Raw genomic sequence first — 22,874 nt, forward strand, 5'->3', positions numbered from 1 at the left:
TTTTTTGTCGTGAAAAACATATTAGGGTGATTATTATTAGATATAAGTAGATTTGATATGTTTTTTTTCCCGTAAACAATTAAAATCTATGTCCTCTTTATAATCACAGACCAAAAAATGAATCTTAATAAAGTTTTTTTTTAAATAAATGTGACCTATCGTTTTTTTGTGTGTCTTAACTATAAATCATTTAAATATTCACGACATGAAAAAAATAACTTTAGTAGCATTAGCAATACTCTCACTAAGTTCTTGCGTTAAAAAACAAGATGGCGATAATCCAGAAATTAAAAAAGAAATAGTTCAAACCAACTCTGAATTAAACAAAACACTAGCTGAGCAAGAAGAAGTAAAACAAGAAATTGTAGCACTATCTAGAAAAAAAGATTCGTTACTGAATGTTTTAAACGGTACTAAAGAATCTATGTCAAGAATGAACGAATCAAAACTTGACAAAGGAATACAAGGTGTAAACTTAAAATTAAACGAGCTTAAAGGTCAAAAAGAAAACATTGAAGAGCAAGTTGCTTTACAACAGAAAGAAATGGACTTGGCTACCAAAAAAATTGATTTGCTAAATCAAGAAAAATTAGTTTATGATGCGCAACACAAAGCACTATATGACAAAGGTGCAGCTCCAAAAGATTTTGCAAAAGTAGATACTTTACTAGGCGAAATAAACGGAAAAATCAATGCTCAAAAAAGAAAAGTAAAGTCATTGACAAGAAACATTTCTGATGTTCAAGAACAAGTACTTTCAATTGACGGTCAACGTGACTTTTTGAGCAAGAAAATAAGAGAAGATTATAATGCTCAAGACATTTTTGGTGAATTTGCAAAAGAGGAAGAGTCTAAAATTACAGATCAAATTACTCAAATAGATGCTCAAATATCTAAACTAACTGGTAATGTTAACAATATCAACTCATCTGTAGCATCATTAAGCGATAGCATCTCTGCAAAAACAGAACAACACGATTTAAATTCTCAAAATCAAGCAGATGCAAACAAAACTCAAAATAGATTGTACTATGCTCTAATAGCAGTAGGAATCGTTATTATACTGTTTGCAGTATTTTACATCATCGGAAAAAGAAAAAAACAACAAAATAAAACTAAATAATCATGGCAACTAAAAAAAATTCAGATAAAAATACAACTTCAGCATTCGATACACTTAAAAATTTTATTGGAAATGTTACCGATAATGTAATCGAGGGAACAGCTGTTGTGACTGACAAAATAAAAGACTCTAGCGCTAAAGCGTATGTAGCAAGTACCGAATTGGTAGAAGATGCAAACCAACGCATTCACTCCTATACGGATAAAATTTCGCTTCAAAAAGAAGAGAAATCCATCATTGAGAGACAAAAAGAAATCACTGCAGATTTTGGTGAAAGAACTATCAATCAATACATCAAAACAGATACCTTGCACAAACCATTCTTGACTACTGCTGAGATGACAGAACTAGTTGAAGAATACAAAGGGAACAAAAAGAACCTAAATTCAATTACCAAAAAATTAAAAAAATTAAACAGCTAGATCATGAGAAATATACTTTTAATGGGTTTTATAATCCTAAATGTTTTTTTGTGCGTCCTTAATTTCGAAATTTATCAAACACCACAAGATATTGATCTTGGATTCGGTATCTTTACTACATTCCCGCTAGCTATTGTAACGGCGATTGGACTAGTTTTTTGTTTGATCTTTTTCCTTATTGACAAAAACAAACAAATGAAAAACGAAGCAATTATCGAGACATTAAAAAATGAAGTTGCAATTAGCAAAAAGGACCTCGAAATTGTTACTCTTAAAATGAATTCTTTGCCATCAGAGCCACAAGCGGTGATTGCAGAAGAAATCAACTAAAAAAACAAAAATGAAAAAAACAATACACATACTATTATTATCCCTTTCTACCTTAGGATTTGCACAAGTAAAAGACATAAGCTTCACCGCTTCACCTTTTGTAGATTATACCTTTTATGACAAACATTCAGGACTAGAAAATGCCACCTCTGTTGGAGGGAAAATTGGATTTGGGTTTGGAGAATATGTAGAAATACGTGCCGTTTATTTACAATCACTAGGACTACAGACCAACTTCTCTCATTATGGACTAGCAGGATACAACGACGCACAGTTTCAATCCCAAAACATCACCTTAACTCGTTGGGGAGGTGAATTTAAAACCAACTTGGGTAGAGGCCGTTTTATTCCGTACTTGACATTAGGATCTGGTGTGCAAAACATCGAGATCAAAGACGGAGCAGATTTTGACCAAATTTATACTAGTGTAGGTTTAGGTTTCAAAACTAAATTAACCGACCGAATTGTATTTACTGTTGAAGGGAAGTACAACAGATACAATTTTAATGCAGGTGAAAATTTGCTTACAGAACAAAATAAAACTGCTTTTGGTGCCACCAATGCAGATTTTGAAACCAAAGCATTAACCAACTGGTCTGCACAAGCCTCTTTACAATTTTACTTGGGAGGAAGAAAACCAGGTACTTTGAGTGAATTAGACAAAGCGTATTACAGTAAATTTAGTAACGGTTTCAAAGGTATTCAGTGGATTATTGAACCGAGTATCAACTATATCAAATTTGACGACAAATCACTTTTCAAAGACACCTATTTAATGGGATTGTATGCTGGATTTGATTTTAACCAATACACTGGTATTCGTGCTTTTTACCTTCAATCAACAGAAAACGAACAAATTTCGACCTCGTTTGACCACCTTTCTATGTATGGTCTGGAGTTTAGAGCAAGATTGAATGATGGAAATGGAGTTACACCATACTTAATTCTTGGTGGGGGTGTATTGAATACTCAAAGTAACTATTTAGGAAAAACAAATACGCCAGTAGATAGCGAGGAGTTTGCCTCTGCAGGTTTAGGATTGAATATTCCTTTGAGCAAGCACATTTTGATTACAGGTGGTGCTAGAGGTATGATTACTTCTGGAGCAAATGTTGCCAATTTAACTAGTCCCGATAACTTGCAAACCCACATTATGTACAACGCTGGAATCAAATTAAGTTTTGGTGGTAAAAAAGCAAATCCAAATGAGGTTTATAATACACAGTTAAATGAACAATTGGATATCAAAGATAAAGAAACACAAGTTTACATAGATGAGAAAATAGCTCAAAACAATGCAGACAATACAGATAAAATAGCAACGTTAAAACAAGAATACCAAGATAAACTATATACACTTGAAAAAGACTTAGAAAAAGCAAATGCCAATAACGATATTGACAAAGCAGTAGTTATCTTGGAACAAAAGAAAAATGCTCAAAATGCACTGGAACAAGTTGCACAAATTGAGAAAAAAGCAAATAAAAATCAAGAAATACAACAATTAAAAGCAATTACTACCAATAATGAAACTGCCAAAACAATAACAAAAGATAACGTTGTTGCTGTTCCTGTAATAAAAACAGTTACAGATAGCGTAACCACAAAAGCTATTGTAACTCCTGAGGCTGCTGTTGCACCAACTATTGTTGTAACAAAAGACAGCACTACTACGAAAGTGTTCGCTCCAAAAGCTGCTGTATCTAATGTGCCAGCTAGCACCAATACACAAGTTGTAGAATATATTAAATTATCGCCAGCAGAATTAGAGAGTTTGATTGACAAAGTAATGGAAACCAACAAAACTAATTATAATAACGCTCTTGAAAATGAAAAACTCAAAAAAAGAGTTGAAACGATTGAAAAAGCATTATTGGATAAATCGAAACCAACGGGTACAAAAAAATAACATATAAATCCTTTACGTATTAAGGTAAAATGGAGTATAATTTTTCAAATTATACTCCATTTTTTAGTTAACTTTATAAAAAACAAACAACATGAAATATCAAGTTACCATAGACAATATTCAAACGATTGATGAGCTAAACACGTACTGGACTCTTGAGGATTATGTAAACCTTCTAGGTCTATATGGGTTTCCGGATGCTAAGAGTAGAGATATAGCAGAATTGCGCGAATTATTATTCATGGCCATTAGCGATTATGAGCCCAATGAAGCAGCTGTTATCATCTTGACCTATAAATTATCGGAAGAATTATCGGAAGGTCAAATTGACCAAATATCAAATGATATGCTATTGGATAAGGTTTGTGAGGAGTATCCCGTAATTAAGCTTCACGCACGTTTGTTTCATTGCAACCAAATGTTGCACCATGCTTTCAACGGAAAATTCCCAAATGCCAAAGCTGTAATTTTAAAGTTCAAAATTATTTCAGAAGAAAATATACCTTTGACAAATGCACAACTATTGAAAACATTAAACAATGGGTTGTCAGACAACAACCTCATCAAAAGATTGTTTGACGAACCTATGACCACTGCAGCTGAATTTCCTGATGCTGATGGAATTGTTTGGGAAATAAAAACAGAGGACAATCAAAACTATGAAATGATTACCTCTGAATATTGGTTGGATCGCACCGATTTGATTGCTTCTGAATTTGAAGGAGAAGTAATTGAAGAAGCTTAATAATACCTAAGGATTCTACTTGGATTCCTTCTATTCAGCCACTGCTTACATTTTTTTTATACTAACATGAAATTAATTGTAACTCGTGGCTGATTTTTTTTGGATAGATATTAATACAAATAAATCATGTAGACGAACGGGATTTGCATTAGGGATGGGAGCAATTGTCTGAGCTCTTATTGTGTAGCGAAGTGGAACAATAAAGCGAGTGTGTACAGCCCGACCGAAGGTAATGCCCAAATTATTCCTAATGAATTTTTTCTTTAAACAAATAAATTTGATGTACCACCGAAAACTAAAACTTAGCATCTGTAAATTGGGTTGTAATGAATCATCATTTTGAACCGGATTAAAATAAAAAAAATATTTATTTGTTTTTTTGTAACATTATCGCTCCTCGACACGTATAACTACTGTACCCAATAAAATTTGAGGAGATAAACAAATGAGACAACTAAAAATTACCAAACAGGTTACCAATCGTGAGACCGCATCATTAGATAAATATTTACAAGAAATAGGTAAAGTTGATCTTATTACTGCTGACGAAGAAGTAGAATTGGCACAAAAGATTAAAGCTGGAGACCAACAAGCACTTGAGAAATTAACTAAAGCGAACTTACGTTTTGTAGTTTCGGTAGCGAAACAGTATCAAAATCAAGGCTTAACACTTCCCGATTTGATTAATGAAGGAAACTTAGGTTTGATCAAAGCAGCACAACGTTTTGATGAAACACGTGGTTTTAAATTCATCTCATATGCGGTATGGTGGATTCGTCAATCGATTCTACAAGCTTTGGCAGAACAATCTCGTATCGTTCGTTTGCCATTGAATAAAATTGGTTCTATCAATAAAATTAACAAAATGTACGCTTTATTAGAGCAATCTAATGAACGTCCACCTTCTGCTGAGGAAATTGCTAAGGAACTTGACATGACGGTAAATGATGTAAAAGAGTCTATGAAAAACTCTGGTCGTCACTTATCAATGGATGCACCTCTTGTTGAAGGTGAAGACTCTAACCTTTATGACGTATTGCGTTCTGGAGAGTCTCCAAATCCTGACAGAGAATTAATCCACGAATCTTTGCGTACTGAAATTGAACGTTCTCTTGAAACATTGACTCCACGTGAGGCTGATGTAGTTCGTTTGTATTTTGGCCTTGGTGATCAACACCCTATGACACTAGAAGAAATTGGTGAAACATTTGACCTTACTCGTGAGCGTGTACGTCAAATTAAAGAAAAAGCGATTCGCAGATTGAAGCATACTTCTAGAAGTAAAATCTTGAAAACATACTTAGGATAATCTTCGCATTACTCCTTCTTAAAACTCCAGTTAATCACTGGAGTTTTTTTTTGTAACTTTGCAAAAAAAATCACTATACACAACTATAATGAAAAATACACTTATTGCACCTTCCGTTTTAGCAGCTGACTTTGCCAATCTTGAGCGCGACATCAAAATGATCAATACTAGTGAAGCCGATTGGTTTCACATTGACATCATGGATGGTGTTTTTGTTCCAAATATTTCTTTTGGAATGCCAGTTCTTGAAGCAATCAAAAGACATGCTACCAAAACAATCGACGTTCACTTAATGATTGTTGATCCAGACAGATACATCTCTACTTTCAAAAAACTTGGAGCAGATGTCCTTACAGTACATTACGAGGCTTGCACACATTTGCACAGAACACTACAAGCGATCAAAGCTGAAGGAATGCAAGCAGGTGTTGCACTTAACCCACATACGAGCATAGATTTGCTTGAAGATGTAATCAACGACATTGACTTGGTTTGTATTATGAGTGTAAATCCAGGTTTTGGAGGGCAATCTTTTATAGAAAACACCTATGCTAAAGTAGCTAAACTAAAAGCATTGATTGAGAAAAAAGGTGCTTCGACTATTATCGAAATAGATGGAGGAGTAACCAATAAAAACGCCAAACAATTGGTAGAAGCAGGTGCTGATGTGCTTGTCGCAGGTAGTTACGTTTTTGGCGCACAAGACCCAATTGCAACTGTAGCAGGTCTTAAGGAAATGACTTGTTTCTAAAATATCAAAAATCCCAATCTTTACCGATTGGGATTTTTTATTCCTATTTATATTTCTTCATATTGGGCTAGCAAATACTTTAATAAATCGGTGCTGGTCAATATCCCTACTAAAGTATCTTGGTCACATATAGGTAAGGCATGAAAATCTTTTTCAACCAAAATTTGTGCTGCCTCTTTTATTGTTGTGTATGGCTTAATCGTAATCACATTTTTGGTCATTACTTGCTGAATGGTAAACATATTGTACACTACAGATGATAAATCAACATCGGCCTCGTCGTCAGATTCCGTACAACAAACCCGCAACATATCATTCAAACTCAACATCCCCACAATTCTATTATTGCTCATCACAGGAATATGTTTAATTCCGTTTTCTCTAAACAATACCTCGGCTTTGGTTAATTCATCTGTAAGATTCAGCTTGATGATATTTTTTATCATAATTGATGATACTGGAACTTGGTTTTTCATGATTAATCTCTTATTTATTAGAAAATAGTAACTGAAAATAATGACTTAAGTAAATTTACGATTATAAAACAACATAAAAAAGAAAAACCACTGAAGACTAAATGCCTAAAAATCATATGTTTTAGCATTTAAGACATATGAAACAAATTAACAGTTATAAACAGATAACTTAGCTTGATAATTTAAAAAAACTTTTCACCTTTTATAATTATCACCTATGAAACACCTTTACCTTTATTTATCTTTCCTATTCTTATCTTTTTCCTGTTGGAGCCAAACCATTCTTTTTAAAAGTGGATTTGAAGGTGATCTTGCGACCGAATGGGGAGCCAATACAAATATTGGAACCATGCCAAAATTTGAAGTAAATTCTATCGCTAAGCGAATAGGAAAAAACGGCTTTGAAATGGAGTTTAATTCAGCTTCACAAAAGGGAAATTTAGAAACTCCCAGAAATATAAGTTGGGAAAACGGGATAAGTTATCGCATTACATTTTATTACAAAGCAATAACCACAATTGAAAACACCGATAGTAATATCAAAATTTTCGCCAACAATGGGGCAACAAAACTATCGCAAATAAATTTCCCCCTCACTTCAATGAGCTGGACAAAATACACCAGCGACTTCACCGCTACTGTCAATGATAATACTGGCTCTGTATTTTTCTCCATTAGACCTAACACAACAAATACTGGAAAGATCTATTTTGACGACATTCAAATCGAAAAAATCCCTCCTATTTCCACCTTTTTTACAGATATAAAAACCAAAGATATCGTCTCTGATTCTTCCATTAAATGGATTCAATTTGGACCTGGAATGAGTGGAAATAACACATCCTTTTATACACATCCTACAGATAGCAATACGCATTTTACTTCACCAAATATGGGGAATTCTTATCGCTCAACAGACAGAGGTTTCACCTACGAAACCATCATGAACGAAGACGCTGCGGCATGGGATAGCGGTACGAGAGGACCAGTTGAAACTTATTCCATTGATTTTTCGCGTTCCAACGAAAATTTTGGATTTTCGACAGGAAAACGTTTAGGCGATTTATTCCAAACATCTGATAAAGGAAAATCATGGACACGAGTACTTTCTGTCCAAGGACAAGCCGGAAACGCTTATCTTGCTTGTGTAGCAGTTGACCCTCAAAATGAAAACATTTGGTACTTAGGTGCTGGACGTATGCGTGATTACGGCAGAGTAGATTTTCCTCTTTCGCAGCCCAACGGATCGTATATCCATAGTAACAGTCAAGGAAAAATATGGAAAACCACAGATAAAGGCGCTAACTGGACTTTGGTTAATTCAGGTTTACACCCAAATGCAGAAATTGAAACCATATATACAGACCCTACAGACTCAAATATAATTTATGCGGGTACCAATTACGGCTTTTACAAAAGTACCAACGGAGGAACAACCTGGGCATTAAAATCAAATGGAATTACTAATAATGTAATTCGTTCCCTTAGTATGTATTACAACCCTAGCTTAACTGGCACTCAAGTTACTCTTTATGCATTGAGTAACATTATGTGGAAAGCAGACGGAAGCACACTAACTGATGACACTGGAGGGATTTACAAAAGCACTGACAAAGGAGAATCATGGACAAACATTAGCGGCAATCTAGCCTTAGACATGACACAATTCAGTAGCAATACAGGGGTGGTAAAATCATATTATAATACTGTTGCATTTTATTATGGAATACCATACGACGAAGCTGTATCTCTATACCCAAATATGCCTTCCAAAATTACCCAACGTTTCAATCAAATTACAGTAGACCCAAAAAATCCTGACAATATTTACTTGGTCAACAACTACTCCAACGCCTCTGGAAATAATTTCAAGCCTGGACAGTTATGGAGAACAACAAATGGAGGTTCCAAATGGTTTGTAACGCTTAGAAATGGTGAAAATTGGAACTCAGGAAGCCCAGACTTAACTTATTGGACAAATCGAGAAAACCCTTTGAACACAAATATTCAGATCAAATACAAACATGATTGGGTAAATCGTGATGATTACGAGCAGAAATCATGTAATTTCATTCAGTTTAATGCTGATGGAACCGTATTATATACTCAAATGGCAAAAATTGGTTTTGTTTCCTATGACAATGGTGATAGTTGGCAAGATATAGATGATATTGAATCCTCACCCAATAGCGAAAGCTATGTTGGAGCAGGAAATAGCAATGTACCAGGTCATGGTTTTTACCAAAGTGAAAATACCCCAAATAAAGTTCTTTGTCCATCGGGTGAAAACAGTTTATGGATCACCAATTCTGAAGGTTCACTGGTTCGTCCCAATGCTCAAGGTGCTTCAGTACGCAACTTAACATCAGGTGAACACTCTGTAAGCTCTGTAGCAATAGACCCTACGAATCCAAATATTTGGTTTGCGACTTTCTTCCGTCAAGACAGAAGAGGACAATTACTAAAATCTGTAGACAATGGTATCACATGGGCAACCGTAGGTACACCTGTACCTTTGCCTTGGCCTGTTAACACTGCAGGAGGTGATCAATCTGTACACCAAATGTGTTTATTGATAGATAAAAACAACACCAACAACATGTATTTTTGTGTCCCAAGGTCATCGCTCAAATTAGAGTGGGTTGGCGACTCTGTAACAGGCTGGGGAATACACAAATCTTCAGATGGTGGTGTAACTTGGTCAGACAGCAATAGCGGCCTGCCTTCTTCTCTAGACGTAGCTCGAATAGCTTTGGATCCGAATGACAACAACATTCTATATGCTGCAGTGATTGGCACAGGTGGAGGTTTATACAAATCTATTGATAATGCAAATAATTGGACAAAAGTAAGCTCCACCACAGATATTTCTGGAACTTCTGGCATCAATGATATTCATTTTGACAAAGATGGAAAATCATATATTACCGCTGGTTTTGACAATGTAGCAGCAAATGGTGGTGGTTTATGGGTAAGCGATGACAATATGCAAAATTGGACAAAACTTTTTGATTATCCATGGACCAATCGTGTGGAAGTAGCAAAATATGACACCCGAACAATATTGGTCTCTACTTTACCGAACAATACCATTGGAATGATTAATGGAGGTACTTACCTTTCTAAAGACTCTGGAGAAACCTGGATAAAATTTAACAAAGGAAATGGACAATCCGACAGAATAAACGATATCGCAATTGACTACAATACACCCGGCAAATATTATGCTTCTACAAGAGGAAGCGGGTGGTATGCAGCTGTCGATTCAAGTCCAAACTTAAAAATAAAACCGAATAAAGTATCCACTGTAAGTGCTATAGTATATCCAAATCCTGCAAGAGATCATATAAAAATTGTTGCAACACTTGATTTTCAAGAAATAAAAATTTACGCATTGAATGGTTCACTTGTTAAACAATATGACAAAAAAGAATCCAATGAATATTCTATTTCAAATTTACCAGCAGGTACATATCTCTATATCATCAAGAATGAAACAGAGGTATATAAAGGAAAATTTATCAAACTATAATTCAAAACATAGCAAGGCTAACTCTCAAGGTTAGCCTTTTTGATTCGGTTTATTCAGGCGCTATTTCCCTGCTATCATTCCAAACGAAGTTCGTTGAACGCCAAAAAAAGCAGTAAATAGTATAGTGAACTAATCTTTTATTTACTACAAAAAAGCCAAAAAAAGGATTTTCCTTTCTATTTGGGCTATATCATTTGTTCCTAATTTAGAATAAGATTTTTTTTCAATATAAATTAATACACTTAACCTATAGCTTACGTCTTAGTTATTCAACTCTTACTTAATCTCTTCACTTACACGAATGATCCTATGCATATAACCGTGACCAAGACCTCACGAACCTATTATAAAATCAAAATTCAGCTGCTTTATTAATGAATTCAATTTTAATATAGAATAATATTCATTCACTTCTATCCGAAAGCAGATTCTACCGCTCCACCATCTATTCTAATATTACTTCCGTTGATGTAGCTCGCTTGTTCTGAACATAAAAAAGCAACTACCGAAGCTACTTCTTCTGGTTTCCCTCGTCTTTGCATAGCAATATGTGGACGTTCATTTTTCACAAACCATTTAACCGCATCTTCAACACTACAATCTCTCTCCTTCGCTAGTTCTTCCATCATTGCATCTGTCATAGGAGTTTCAATATAAGCCGGAGACACACAATTGAATAATATATTTTCTTTTGAATACGATCTTGACAAACACTTAGAAAGATTTATAATCGCAGCTTTACAAGCATTGTATAGGCTTTCTTCAACATAGGGCTGAAAAGCATTTTCAGATGAAACTAAAATCATTCTCCCCCACTTTAATTTTTGCATTTGTGGAATAAAAGCTCTTGCAATTCTCACAGACCCTAACAAATCAATATCAATTGTTTTCATCCAATCGTCATCTGTTAAACTTAAAAAATCACCCGCCGTACCTCTAGCACCCGCAGAATGAAAGATAATGTGGGCTCCACCATAGTCCTTATCAATTTTTGCTGCTAAAGCTAGTACTTCATCATTATTTGATAAATCAGCAGCTATTCCAACTACTGAAGCGCCATTTTTTGCTTCTTTTTCAACTTCTGTTACAGCATCGGATAAATCTTTACCTTCTTTCCTATCTGATAAAATTATGTTTACTCCTTCTCTCGCCAAAAATTTTGCTGTTTCTCTTCCTATCCCCGAATCTCCTCCAGTTATTAAGGCTGTTTTCCCTTTAATATTTAAATCCATTTTTTTATCTTTTAATTATGCAGTCATAAACTCTAAGGCGTCTAGAACTGAAAATTCCAACTCATGCAACTCCCTAAAGTACCCTTACTTTATCCTGCCTATATCATTCAAATGTAAATCTACAGCAATTAAAAAGTGATTTAGAACGCAATACATTTTTATTTTAACTTAAATGACTTGTGTTCATTTATTTTTTTGAGTTATTTTTTTATTTATTAGAAGCACTACCCTTCAAATAATTAGCGTTATTTTGATTTAAAAATTAATTACTATGAACGTATCAAACAACTATAGTTATACAGATGTTGGACAAGGAGATGCTACGATAGTTTTTGTCCATTATTTTGGAGGAGATGCAGGTAGTTGGTCTTGGCTAATCGATTATTTAAAAAGCGACTTTCGTTGTGTAGCGCTAAATTTGCCTGGCTTCGGCAATTCAGAATCTTTAGAGTATCCATCTATACCCTCATACAGTATTTACATCGCTAACTTTATTGAAGCTTTGGAATTAGAAAACTATTATCTATGCGGCCATTCTATGGGAGGCAAATTGGTATTGTATGTAAACACTCTTCTAAAAAAGAACCTACCAAAAAAAATCATTTTGATTGCTCCCTCTCCTCCTACTACTGAAAACATGTCTCAAAAAGAAAAAGAACGCATGCTTGATCATCCTAATAGGGTTGAAGCTATAACTACTGTAAACAACGCCATCAAAAAAGAGCTCGCCTATGACAGATTTGAATATGCGGTAGAAACACAGTTGAAAATTGAAGAAGGCGCATGGAAATGGTGGATTAACGATGGAATCAATGAATCTATAGCCGATAGAATTAGTGACAGCTCTACTCCTGTACTACTCATTTATTCAACTGATGATCCTATTATTAAGGTGCATGACATAAACAAAGAGGTACTTCCTTATTTAAAAAATGCAAAAACTGTCGCTTTATCCGGCATAGGGCATTTAATTCCGATGGAGTCTCCAGAAGAACTGGCAGTACTATTTAGAGATAAGTTAATATAATTAAGGGCTAAATAGTAAATACAAAATACGCAAACCATATAAATAAAGAATTTACGTTTATATAAGTGACCACGAAAGGGTTCGAATCTGCAATCCTCAGAGTCGAAATCTGATATTCTCTGCCGACAGGTAGGTTTAGGCTAGGGCTTCTGTTTTTATAAGAACATTTATTATAAAAAAATATTAATTTTCTTAACCCTATAAAACATAAAAACTAAGTAATAAAGCTTGTTCTTGTGTTTTGCCTAATTACTCAACACTGGTAAGATACCTGCACTAATGATTATCTACAAGCCTGCGCCATCAGGTTATTTTAGTCATTTAGTTTTTCTTTAGTTACTTGAAGAGTATAGGCATAACACATCGAACTAATTAATCCAAATATACCAATCTGACCATTTTGGATAGTGTTCTCAAATTAAAATTATCGGCAGTGCAATAGAGTGGCATGAAAGACAGTTCACAAAAACTAAAAGCAGATTAGATTTGAACCGCACTTTGTGAAATAATTGAATAAAAAGTTAATGGTATCAAATAAATTTTAAAATGAGTTTTAAATGGTTGAAATATTAGCAGGATAATATCTGCTAAGAATATGAAAGTCTATAAAGGCATGGAACATCATTTAGGCAAAGTAGTGGACTAGGTTAAAAATCAATTAATGATTTACAATTAACCTCTAATCTTGTAAGTTAATGGAAGACAATAGTAACGCAATTCCTTCTTCATCAATAACATAATCTGGATCTAAATTATTAATAGCAGAATTGGGCATAAATGGCATATCTGCACTATCAGGATCTTGTACTGCTACTTTTCCACCTAATTTTTGAATAGCTTTTAAGCCTAACATACCATCACTATTGCTACCAGAGAGAAGCAAACCAACTAATGAAGATTGAAAAACTTCGGCAGCAGATTCAAATGAAACATCGATACTCGGGCGGCTATGGTTTACCTTCTCAGAAATATCCAGTGACAACATCTTATTTTTCTCAAACAGTAAATGATAATCTGATGGAGCTACATAAATAAATCCTGGAGTTATTGCAGTTTTATCTTCAACTATTTTGACAGGAACTATTGTTTTCACAGCAATTAATTCCTCCAAACTATTGTCCTCTGTATTTTTGCGATGAAGTATAATGATTATTGCAAAGGTTGGAATGGTTTGTAAGAGCGGAAGTACGTACATTAAAACCTTCAAACTTCCAGCGGAACCTCCAATTACTACCGCTTTACAACCTGATATTACTTTATCTTTCTCCATATTTTTTCTTTCTCAAATTGTAGGTATTTCGATTTTAATTCGGAATACTTAATTGTTTCCTTGGCTCCTAGCACTAAAAAACCGAGATTTGAAAGACTATCATCAAAAAGCTGTAAAGCTCTATTTTGTAAATCATTGTCAAAATAAATTAACACATTACGACACAATATCAGATCAAATTCATTAAAAGAACTATCCGACACTAAATTGTGCTGTGAGAACACCATCTTTTCAGACAACTCTTCATTGAATTTTGCAATCCCATAATTAGCAGTATAGTACGTACTGAAATCTTCTTTCCCTTCAGATATCAAATAATTTTCTGAATATTGCTTCATCATTCGCAGGGGAAAAACTCCCTTTTTGGCACTTTCCAAAACCAATTCATTAATATCTGTAGCATATATTAGTGATTTTTGCAGTAAATTAGCTTCCTTCAATAAAATTGCTATAGAATAAACCTCTTCTCCTGTAGCACAGCCTGCATGCCAAATGCGGATAAAAGGTTTTATGGCTAAAATGGGTAAGATTTCTTTTCGAATTACCGAATAAAACAAGGGATCCCGAAACATTTCGGTAACATTTACCGTAATCTCTTCGACCATTCTTTTATAATATTTAGCATCAGAACGCACTTTTGCTAAAAAATCATGAAAATTATCAAATCCATCTAAATTGTAAAGTCGGTTTACTCTTCTTTTTAAAGATGCTCTTGAATAGCTTCCAAAATCGAAACCGTAGTATTCGTACACTACAATAATCAGCATCTCTAGTTCTCTATCCTCAATCATACTATATTGTGCTTAAAATAGCCAATAACTTATCTACATCTATTGGCTTTGACACATAATAATCTGCACCTGCTACAATACACTTTTCTTTATCCCCTATCATGGCTTGAGCAGTAACAGCTACAATTAGTGTTTCTTTGTGTGATTCAATCTCTTTTATTAAGGGTATTGCCTCGTAACCATCCATATCAGGCATCATCATATCGATTAAAATTGCATCAAACGGCATACTTTTTTTTAACAATGACAAAGCCTCTTCTGCACTTAAACAAGAGAAACAATCAAAAAATCTTTGGCGCAATGTAGCTGATAATGCAAAAATATTTCTATTATCATCATCAATAATTAACACTCGCTTCTTATCCATATTTTTACATTTTAATTATTATCGTATAGCCATACTCTCAATAATGATAGAAGTTGGTCTATGTCTATTGGTTTTGTAATATAATCTGAGGCGCCAGCTTTAATACATTTTTCTCGATCACCTATCATCGCTTTGGCAGTTACTGCGATAACTGGTAATTTTTTAAATTTATTATTATTCCTTATTCGTTGAGCGGTTTCGTAACCGTCCATGTTTGGCATCATCATATCCAGCAAAATTACATCGGTTTGTGGATACTGTTCTAAAACTTTTAATGCTTCCTCACCATCTATTGCCGTTATAATGTTCATTTTAAACACCTCTAATGCCTTTGTTAAAGAGAAAATATTTCTGACGTCATCGTCTACTACTAATACAGTCTTCTCAAACAATACATTGTTTAAAATGTTTAGTCTTTTAAAACTTTTATTTTTGCCCTCAGACTTTTTATTCTCTTCAACAACGTGTAAAAAAAGTGACACTTCATCAAGCATTCTTTGAAATGAATGAGCTGTTTTCACCACAATTGAGTCTGCATATTTTTTAATCTTCAATTCCTCATTTACAGACAAACTTTTTCCTGTAAATACAATTACTGGTAAGTTTTCTAAGCCTATACTCTTTTTTATTGTATCCAAAATATTGTAAGCATTCTTATCTGGTATACCCATATCAAGGATTACGCAATCCAAATCATCTTTGGTCAAGGCTTCAATACTATCATTTATATCACTCTTAATATCAGAATTGATATTGTTGGACTCCAAAAAATAAGCTAATGCATTTGCATGTTTAGTATTATCCTCTATAATTAATACCTTTTTATATTCTTTACTTATAATTTTTTCGATTCTTGTGAAAATTTCTGGCATCTCCTCAAAAGCCACTGGTTTTTCTAAGAAATTGACAGCCCCCTTCAACAAACTTTCTTGTTTGAATTTATGCGATGACATAATATGAACCGGAATATGTTTGGTTTGAATATTATTCTTTAATTCATCTAAAACTTGCCATCCGTTTACTATAGGCAATTCAATATCCAAAAGAATACCAACTGGCTTGTATAATAAAGCAAACCCCAAAGCGTAATCACCTCGCACGGCTACGATTGCTTTGTATCCTTTTTTTCTACTGAAAGCGAGTAATGACTTAGCAAAATTGATATCATCCTCCACAATCAATATAACTTTATCATTTTCAATTATAGCATTACGATCATCTTCAATTTCATCTGGTATAACGAGACTCAAATATTTATTCTCAATAATATTATGGTTATTATCTTTGATTTTTTCTACTTCAGGCTCTTGCATTATTACATTCGAATAAATTACCCTTGCATTCGATGAATAAATCATTGGCATAGAAAATATGAATTCGCTTCCTTCTCCCAAAATACTTTTTAATACAATCTCACCACCAAGTAATTTTGCAAGTTCTCGGCTGATTGATAACCCTAGACCTGTTCCTCCGTATTTTCGTTTTGTAGATCCATCTGCTTGTTGAAAGGCTTCAAATATTAAGGGCTGCTTGTCTAATGGGATTCCAATACCAGTGTCTTTAACAACAAAACAAATCGACTTATCATCAACGTCATCTTTTTTAATCTCAATAGATACTTGTCCTACAGTGGTAAATTTAATAGCATTCGAAATAAGATTCTTCAAAATTTGCTCTAGCCTCATCTTATCCGTCTTAATTACAATTGGCGCCTTATCATCTATGATTTTAAATTCAATTTTTTTCTCTATAGCAACTTGTGTAAAAAGGTTTCTTAAAGTATCTGTAATTTCTTTGGTAGAAACATCAACCAATTCTAAGTCCATTTTTCCCGCCTCAATTTTAGATAAATCTAAAATTTCATCAATCAATCCTAACAATCCATTTCCTGAACTCTGAATTACTTTTGCAAATTCTATTTGCTCATCGTTCATATTGGCATCATTATTCTCTGACAGCAGTCTACTCAATAGTAATATCGAGTTTAAAGGTGTTCTAAGCTCATGAGACATATTTGCTAAGAATTCTGACTTATAACGTGTACTTAACTCTAAGTCTTCCGATTTTTTTTGGATTTCAACATTACGCTCTTCAAGCAAAACACTGCGTTCAGACAATTCTTCGTTTGTTTGTTGTAGTTCTTCTTGCTGGACTCTTAATTCTTCTTCAGAAGCTTGTAATTTTTCAGTTTGTGTTTCTAGCTCTGCATTTATAGATTCCATTTCAGTATGTTGCACTTTTAACTCTTCAGATTGACTTTGCGTTTCCTCTAATAATTCTTTCAATCGTATGCGATTTTGAGTTGCCCTTAATGTAATTCCTATATTATTAGATACATTTCCCAAAAATTCTAACTCTAAATCTGTAAATTCTTTGAGGTTAGCTAATTCAATGACACCTTCTACATCAGTATCACCCAGAGGCACTGCGATAATATGAGAAGGCTGCATCTCACCCATTGCATAATTAACTGTGATATTCTCGGGATTAAAAGATTTTAATTCTAATATTTTCCCAGATACTAGAGATTGACCAACCAAGCCTTCTCCTCTACTTAATCGTTCTCTACCTTTTGTAGCAACATAACTATAAGTGGCCGACAATTGCAATTGACCTTCATCAATAACATAAAAAGTTCCCACGCTACTATTGGTATAGTTACACAAGAATTCAAGCACATCTTTGGTTAAAATTTCCATTGACTTTTCCCCCAACATAACACTATTGAGCTCTGCAACCCCCGTCTGGTGCCATTCTTTTTCTATCAATAAATGAAATGATTTACGCAAGGATAATCGCATTGAATTTAGTGAACCAGCCAAACTGCCCAATGCATCTCTTTGTAGTGTATCTACTTTGATGTCATAGTTCCCTTTTGAAATATTATTCGCAATACTACTTACTACAGCAATACGATCCGCTATCAGCTGGTCTTTTTCTATTAATTGTTTTTGCAACTCATTACGTTCAGTATAATCTCTTAATACTCTGATAAAAAATGTTACAGTTATTAAAAATGAAATCACAAAAGCTATTACAATCAGAATAACAGTAAACATTCCATAATTCTCTGCACTAAGGTTTCGTTCTTTTAATAGTTTATTTTCATTTTCTTCAATTCGATTGTTGATTTTGGAAATATTCGACATTATTCTTTTACCATAAGTCAAATCATTTGAAAATGTGTTTTGTCCACTTTTTTTAGTATTTATACGATTTTTTAGGTAATCAAAAAAATTAATACGCAAAGGCTTCAGTTGAGATAAATTAATTTGTTGACTAGGATTATCAGACGTTAATACTTCCAATTGTTCATACAAACGGTCCGATTCTTTTTCGTCAGCTATAAAGTTTTCTACAAATACTTCATCTCCAGTAATTAGAAATCCTCGTGTTCCCGACTGGGCTTGTACCAAACTTGAGTTGGCTTTATTTAAACAAGTAATTACTTCACGAGTATGATCCACAAGTGAATTACTATTTAATAAACTTTGGATACTTAAAAAAGAAGCTGTAGAGCTAACCGTTAAAATAAGTAAGGAGATGGATGAACTGATAAAGAGATTTCTCTTAAATTTATTTCTCATAATGATAAACTATACTATACTTAGACAAAAACATTTTCTGTAGGCAAAATGACGATGAAGCTAGTACCAAGTCCTTCTTTACTCGTAGCCGTTATTAAACCATTATGATTTTCAATTATTTTTTTTGTAATTGCCAAACCTATTCCAGTCCCTTGATATTGACTACGATCATGCAAACTCTGAAAAATCATAAATATTTGATCCAAATGTTCTTCATCAAATCCTATCCCATTATCTTTAACAATAATTCTAATAAAATTACCGGTTAAGGACACTTCACTATCAAAACTTTTATCTACTATTTTTTCAGAAAAAATTTCTATTACTGGATCAACATCTATTCTAGAAAATTTAAGTGAGTTACCTATTAAATTTTGGAAAACTTGCCGAAATTGACTCGGAATGACTGTCAGTATTGGAAGTTTATCTGTATTTATAGTAGCTTTCTTTTGTTCTATTTGAAAATCTAAATCAGTTATAACTTCCATTAAAACGGCATTTAGATCAGTCTGAGTGGGAATAACTTTTGATGATAGTCTGGAGTATTCTAATAAGTCTGTAATCAAATTTTGCATCCTTTCTGCAGAGCGTATCGTACGTGCTACATAATCGGTGGCTGCATTACTTTTGCTCAAGAATCGTTCTTCAATAATTCTAATGAACATTAAAATTTTACGCAATGGTTCTTGTAAATCATGTGATACTACCCAAGAAAATTGTTGTAATTCATGATTCCGCATTTCAAGCTCTTCATTTCTAGAGACTAATTCTTTGGTTCTTTCGGCAACCTTTATCTCAAGTGTTTCTTGCGCTTCTTTTCTTCTTTCGATTTCTTTAGACAACAAATCCCTAACTGATTTAAGCTCATTTTGCTGGTGGTAAATTTTCAAAAAAGCTTTCACTCTTAAAATCAACAAATCAGAATCTACTGGTTTTGTTATGTAATCTACTCCACCTGCTTCATACCCCTTAAAAATAAATTTTTTTTGTTTGTTAACTGCTGATAAAAAAATTACGGGAATATCTCTAGTACGCTTGCTACCTGCCAAAATTTCTGCTACTTCAAAACCATCCATACCTGGCATTTGCACATCCATAATAATTAAAAAATAATCATTTTTAAGGATTTTTTTCAGTGCTTCTTCGCCAGATTCTGCAGAATCAACTTCTAAATTGTGAAGTTCTAAAATTTTTTTTAAGGCTAGAATATTCGCCTTTATATCATCTACAATTAATATCATAATTATCTGGTATCCAAAAATTTCCTCATACTTAACCATTGTAAAGATGAGTACTACCAAGAATTATCTCTTGATAACTCTCAAAAATATAAAAAAGTATTTATAAACAGTAAACCATATGCATCTAAAATTTATCTTTTTTTAACTCAAATGCATTATTAATTATCATTAGAGTCTTATCAAAATTTTATTTAGTATCTAATTTTTTGAAACTATAATTGAAATAACAAACAGTTAGATTGATTTTTGACTTTTATAAAGTATTCAAGTTTACGGGTACGAGTAAAGAAGTAAAAATAGAGAATTAAATAACTCCAAATACTTTTTTAACACTTATCAAAGTGGCTGGACAAGAGTTGGATAACATTAACAAATAAGAAAAACCCAATCACCTAATAATAAGGTGATTGGGTTTTAAAAAGTGGCCGCGACAGGGACAAAACCCCCAAATCAGAACGAAACTATAATTTTAAAAAAAACCAATAAAACCAATACTTTAGAGGGTTTATAGATTTAAAGTAGTTCGAAACAATTCGAACGAAAACACTAAAAGTGTAGCAAAGGTGTAGCAAGAGTGTAACAAAAGAATTATCTTTGATTTGTTCAAACACTTTATCACTATGGCAACACTAAAATTAAAACTACGTAATGAGCTAGACAACTCAAATATTTACGTTTACTACTCTATCAGTAAAGACATAAGACTTTGGAGAAAAACAGGCTTTATTGTAAATTATAAAGATTGGAACGCTAAGAAAGAACAAAGCAAGTTAGTAGATGAAGATTCTAAAAAAATAAATATTCGTCTTTCTGAATTAAAAACGCATTTAGAGAAACAACACAATATTGCAATAAGTACAGGGATTGAATTTACAGGCGATTGGTTACAAAAGCAAATTGACGTATTCAACAATAAAACACCTGTAGTGGAATTGGACATTCTTACTAACTATATTCAAAAGTATATTGATGACGCACCCTACAAACAAAATCAAAAAAAAGAACTTGGTTTAAGTGCTGGCCGTGTAGCTAATATAAAGTTATTCAAAAAAACGATTACAAAATACGAAACCGAAGCACTCAAAGGCAAAAGCATTATAATTAAAGACATTAATTTGCAGTTTGTCGAAAAGTATAAAAGCTGGTTATTTAGTAAAAATTACTCTATTAATTACGTAGGTAAAAATATTGCAAACATAAAAACTATTTGTAATGATGCTTATAAAAATGATATTAAAGTTTCTAACCAATTAAAAAATATTAAAGGAGTTTCCGAACGCAAAGAACCTGAGGAAATAGTCTATTTGTCCGAAGAAGAACAGCAACACATACAAACTGTCCCCTTATTACGTGAAGCTCTTGAAAACGCTCGAAAATGGCTTTTATTAGGGTGCTTAATAGGCCAGCGTGCTGGAGATTTATTGAGCATTACTGAAAAGAATATTAAGAACTTAAACGGCATGATGTTAATTGAGATTAAGCAACAAAAAACAGGCAAACAAGTTGCAGTTCCGTTACTACCCGATGCACTCGAAATAATAAAAAACGGCCTACCTTATAAAATATCTTTACCACGATTTAACGAATACATAAAAGATATTTGTAAAATAGCTGGATTAACTCAAATGATTAAAGGTAAAAAACCTACCAGCGTAAAAACAGGGAATAAAATAACATCACTAAAGACGGGTAAAAAGATTGATGAAAAAGTAAAATTAAATATTGCTGGAACGTACCAAAAATATGAATTAGTAACTTCCCATATTTGTCGCAGAAGCTTCGCCACAAATTTCTATGGCCGAATTCCAACACCTGTATTAATGAATATAACGGCTCATGGAACGGAAAGAATGTTTTTATTTTATATTGGCAAAACTACGTACGACAATGCCTATCAAATGCTAGAATATTTCAGTAAATTAGCACCTAAAGAAAAAACACCTCAACTAGAGGTTATACATAACACAGGCACTAAGTAAATGAGTAAAATAAATATATTAATTAAAATAAAAAATGAAGTTCATTTTTTTACCCACCACATTATATCAGCAGTTTTATCAAATGACTTTAAAAAAACTTTTCTAATACTGTCACAAAACCCCATATTAGACAGAGAGCAGTTAAGGAATTACCTAATTGAAAATAGACTAAACAAAAGTGCCTTAGATGAAGTCGACAGTCTTTTAGCAGAAATCGATTTATTTTTTGGTTTCGAAAAAAGGTATAATGACTTGCCTGTACAAGATTGTATTTCTGATTTTTCATACGGAGAAAAAGGAGTTGGTTCTATCATGGGAACAATAAAATACTCATTACTAATTAAGGGGCGCTTTTTGTCATCAGATAAAAAAACCTTTGACGAAAGAATTTCAGAATTCAATTACCTAAATCAATTTGCTTTCGGTAAATTGTTTGTGAGCTTATACGACATTAAAAATTTACTAGAAAAAAGAAAGTTCAAACAAAAATTAGACAAAGAAGTTCTTGTGATTAATCCTATTAGCACCAAACATAATGCTCAAATTAGTGCTACCAATTCTTTTTACAATGAAATATTAAATGATAATAAATTCGACCGCCAAAAAAAGATTAAGAAGAAAACGAACAAATATGACAAACTTTTACTAATTGAGTTTATTACTGAATTTACAGAATTCACAATAAAAAGGCTCTTCGCTTAAAATAGTGGAATTGCATTTTTAGGCATTTCCTAAATAATACACCATTTTTATGAAATTTCCTGAATTTCTATAACCTCTTGC

At 33.2% G+C, this 22,874-nt stretch carries 18 protein-coding genes; 11 read left to right on the forward strand and 7 right to left on the reverse strand.

Annotated elements, in window-relative coordinates:
• Window positions 1–205: 205 nt before the first annotated feature.
• From M2326_RS06915 to rpe, 7 genes are all read left to right on the forward strand, one after another.
• Window positions 206–1,123, forward strand: a complete 918-nt coding sequence (locus M2326_RS06915; protein ID WP_264618828.1) for a coiled-coil domain-containing protein — start codon at window positions 206–208, stop codon at window positions 1,121–1,123.
• Between the two features lie 2 nt (window positions 1,124–1,125).
• Window positions 1,126–1,545 (forward strand): hypothetical protein, encoded by a 420-nt coding sequence (locus M2326_RS06920; RefSeq protein ID WP_264618829.1) that lies wholly within the window; start codon window positions 1,126–1,128, stop codon window positions 1,543–1,545.
• A 3-nt stretch (window positions 1,546–1,548) separates the two neighbouring features.
• A complete protein-coding gene (locus M2326_RS06925; protein ID WP_264618830.1) occupies window positions 1,549–1,875 on the forward strand; it encodes a hypothetical protein in 327 nt (108 codons plus the stop codon).
• 10 nt (window positions 1,876–1,885) lie between these two features.
• Window positions 1,886–3,784, forward strand: a complete 1,899-nt coding sequence (locus M2326_RS06930; RefSeq protein ID WP_264618831.1) for a hypothetical protein — start codon at window positions 1,886–1,888, stop codon at window positions 3,782–3,784.
• Window positions 3,785–3,875: 91 nt separating this feature from the next.
• Entirely contained in the window at window positions 3,876–4,529 is a 654-nt protein-coding gene (locus tag M2326_RS06935) for a hypothetical protein (RefSeq protein ID WP_264618832.1), read from the forward strand.
• Between the two features lie 445 nt (window positions 4,530–4,974).
• Entirely contained in the window at window positions 4,975–5,838 is an 864-nt protein-coding gene (locus M2326_RS06940) for a sigma-70 family RNA polymerase sigma factor (protein ID WP_101137626.1), read from the forward strand.
• An 88-nt stretch (window positions 5,839–5,926) separates the two neighbouring features.
• Entirely contained in the window at window positions 5,927–6,589 is a 663-nt protein-coding gene (gene rpe / locus M2326_RS06945) for a ribulose-phosphate 3-epimerase (RefSeq protein WP_264618833.1), read from the forward strand.
• 47 nt (window positions 6,590–6,636) lie between these two features.
• Here the strand turns inward: rpe and M2326_RS06950 are convergent, their stop codons facing one another.
• Complete coding sequence (locus tag M2326_RS06950; protein WP_264618834.1) at window positions 6,637–7,065, reverse strand: CBS domain-containing protein; 429 nt, start codon at window positions 7,063–7,065, stop codon at window positions 6,637–6,639.
• 217 nt (window positions 7,066–7,282) lie between these two features.
• Here M2326_RS06950 and M2326_RS06955 point away from each other — a divergent pair, with 217 nt between their 5' ends.
• Window positions 7,283–10,597, forward strand: a complete 3,315-nt coding sequence (locus M2326_RS06955) for a T9SS type A sorting domain-containing protein (protein ID WP_264618835.1) — start codon at window positions 7,283–7,285, stop codon at window positions 10,595–10,597.
• Between the two features lie 413 nt (window positions 10,598–11,010).
• Here the strand turns inward: M2326_RS06955 and M2326_RS06960 are convergent, their stop codons facing one another.
• Entirely contained in the window at window positions 11,011–11,829 is an 819-nt protein-coding gene (locus M2326_RS06960; protein WP_264618836.1) for an SDR family NAD(P)-dependent oxidoreductase, read from the reverse strand.
• Window positions 11,830–12,100: 271 nt separating this feature from the next.
• Here M2326_RS06960 and M2326_RS06965 point away from each other — a divergent pair, with 271 nt between their 5' ends.
• Window positions 12,101–12,856, forward strand: a complete 756-nt coding sequence (locus M2326_RS06965) for an alpha/beta fold hydrolase (RefSeq protein WP_264618837.1) — start codon at window positions 12,101–12,103, stop codon at window positions 12,854–12,856.
• Window positions 12,857–13,535: 679 nt separating this feature from the next.
• Here M2326_RS06965 and M2326_RS06970 read toward each other — a convergent pair.
• The 5 genes from M2326_RS06970 to M2326_RS06990 are packed head-to-tail and all read right to left on the reverse strand — an operon-like array spanning window position 13,536 to window position 20,112.
• Window positions 13,536–14,126 (reverse strand): chemotaxis protein CheB, encoded by a 591-nt coding sequence (locus M2326_RS06970; protein WP_264618838.1) that lies wholly within the window; start codon window positions 14,124–14,126, stop codon window positions 13,536–13,538.
• Window positions 14,108–14,917, reverse strand: coding sequence for a CheR family methyltransferase (locus tag M2326_RS06975; RefSeq protein ID WP_264618839.1), 810 nt, complete (start codon window positions 14,915–14,917; stop codon window positions 14,108–14,110). The genes M2326_RS06970 and M2326_RS06975 overlap by 19 nt, the downstream gene beginning before the upstream one ends.
• Window position 14,918: 1 nt before the next feature.
• Window positions 14,919–15,284: a response regulator gene (locus tag M2326_RS06980; protein WP_264618840.1), complete on the reverse strand. Its 366-nt coding sequence runs from the start codon at window positions 15,282–15,284 to the stop codon at window positions 14,919–14,921.
• 11 nt (window positions 15,285–15,295) lie between these two features.
• Entirely contained in the window at window positions 15,296–18,871 is a 3,576-nt protein-coding gene (locus M2326_RS06985) for a response regulator (protein WP_264618841.1), read from the reverse strand.
• 20 nt (window positions 18,872–18,891) lie between these two features.
• On the reverse strand, window positions 18,892–20,112 hold the full coding sequence (locus M2326_RS06990; RefSeq protein ID WP_264618842.1) for a hybrid sensor histidine kinase/response regulator: 1,221 nt from the start codon (window positions 20,110–20,112) through the stop codon (window positions 18,892–18,894).
• Between the two features lie 620 nt (window positions 20,113–20,732).
• On the opposite strand from M2326_RS06990, the gene M2326_RS06995 reads away from it, so the two are divergent.
• Entirely contained in the window at window positions 20,733–22,091 is a 1,359-nt protein-coding gene (locus tag M2326_RS06995) for a tyrosine-type recombinase/integrase (protein WP_264618843.1), read from the forward strand.
• On the forward strand, window positions 22,092–22,793 hold the full coding sequence (locus M2326_RS07000) for a hypothetical protein (RefSeq protein WP_264618844.1): 702 nt from the start codon (window positions 22,092–22,094) through the stop codon (window positions 22,791–22,793).
• The last annotated feature ends 81 nt before the right edge of the window (window positions 22,794–22,874 follow it).

It is taken from the genome of Flavobacterium psychraerolatum, from assembly GCF_025960985.1.
GTDB lineage: Bacteria > Bacteroidota > Bacteroidia > Flavobacteriales > Flavobacteriaceae > Flavobacterium.

What these genes read in the sequence shown, in the direction of transcription:
- M2326_RS06935 (WP_264618832.1), top strand. Translation starts at nt 3,876, where the DNA reads ATGAAATATCAAGTTACCATAGACAATATTCAAACGATTGATGAGCTA.
- M2326_RS06995 (WP_264618843.1), top strand. Translation starts at nt 20,733, where the DNA reads ATGGCAACACTAAAATTAAAACTACGTAATGAGCTAGACAACTCAAAT.
- M2326_RS06915 (WP_264618828.1), top strand. Translation starts at nt 206, where the DNA reads ATGAAAAAAATAACTTTAGTAGCATTAGCAATACTCTCACTAAGTTCT.
- M2326_RS06975 (WP_264618839.1), bottom strand. Translation starts at nt 14,917, where the DNA reads ATGATTGAGGATAGAGAACTAGAGATGCTGATTATTGTAGTGTACGAA.
- M2326_RS06985 (WP_264618841.1), bottom strand. Translation starts at nt 18,871, where the DNA reads ATGAGAAATAAATTTAAGAGAAATCTCTTTATCAGTTCATCCATCTCC.
- M2326_RS06955 (WP_264618835.1), top strand. Translation starts at nt 7,283, where the DNA reads ATGAAACACCTTTACCTTTATTTATCTTTCCTATTCTTATCTTTTTCC.
- M2326_RS06980 (WP_264618840.1), bottom strand. Translation starts at nt 15,284, where the DNA reads ATGGATAAGAAGCGAGTGTTAATTATTGATGATGATAATAGAAATATT.
- M2326_RS06970 (WP_264618838.1), bottom strand. Translation starts at nt 14,126, where the DNA reads ATGGAGAAAGATAAAGTAATATCAGGTTGTAAAGCGGTAGTAATTGGA.
- M2326_RS07000 (WP_264618844.1), top strand. Translation starts at nt 22,092, where the DNA reads ATGAGTAAAATAAATATATTAATTAAAATAAAAAATGAAGTTCATTTT.
- M2326_RS06925 (WP_264618830.1), top strand. Translation starts at nt 1,549, where the DNA reads ATGAGAAATATACTTTTAATGGGTTTTATAATCCTAAATGTTTTTTTG.
- M2326_RS06960 (WP_264618836.1), bottom strand. Translation starts at nt 11,829, where the DNA reads ATGGATTTAAATATTAAAGGGAAAACAGCCTTAATAACTGGAGGAGAT.
- M2326_RS06950 (WP_264618834.1), bottom strand. Translation starts at nt 7,065, where the DNA reads ATGAAAAACCAAGTTCCAGTATCATCAATTATGATAAAAAATATCATC.
- M2326_RS06965 (WP_264618837.1), top strand. Translation starts at nt 12,101, where the DNA reads ATGAACGTATCAAACAACTATAGTTATACAGATGTTGGACAAGGAGAT.
- M2326_RS06990 (WP_264618842.1), bottom strand. Translation starts at nt 20,112, where the DNA reads ATGATATTAATTGTAGATGATATAAAGGCGAATATTCTAGCCTTAAAA.
- M2326_RS06920 (WP_264618829.1), top strand. Translation starts at nt 1,126, where the DNA reads ATGGCAACTAAAAAAAATTCAGATAAAAATACAACTTCAGCATTCGAT.
- M2326_RS06940 (WP_101137626.1), top strand. Translation starts at nt 4,975, where the DNA reads ATGAGACAACTAAAAATTACCAAACAGGTTACCAATCGTGAGACCGCA.
- rpe (WP_264618833.1), top strand. Translation starts at nt 5,927, where the DNA reads ATGAAAAATACACTTATTGCACCTTCCGTTTTAGCAGCTGACTTTGCC.
- M2326_RS06930 (WP_264618831.1), top strand. Translation starts at nt 1,886, where the DNA reads ATGAAAAAAACAATACACATACTATTATTATCCCTTTCTACCTTAGGA.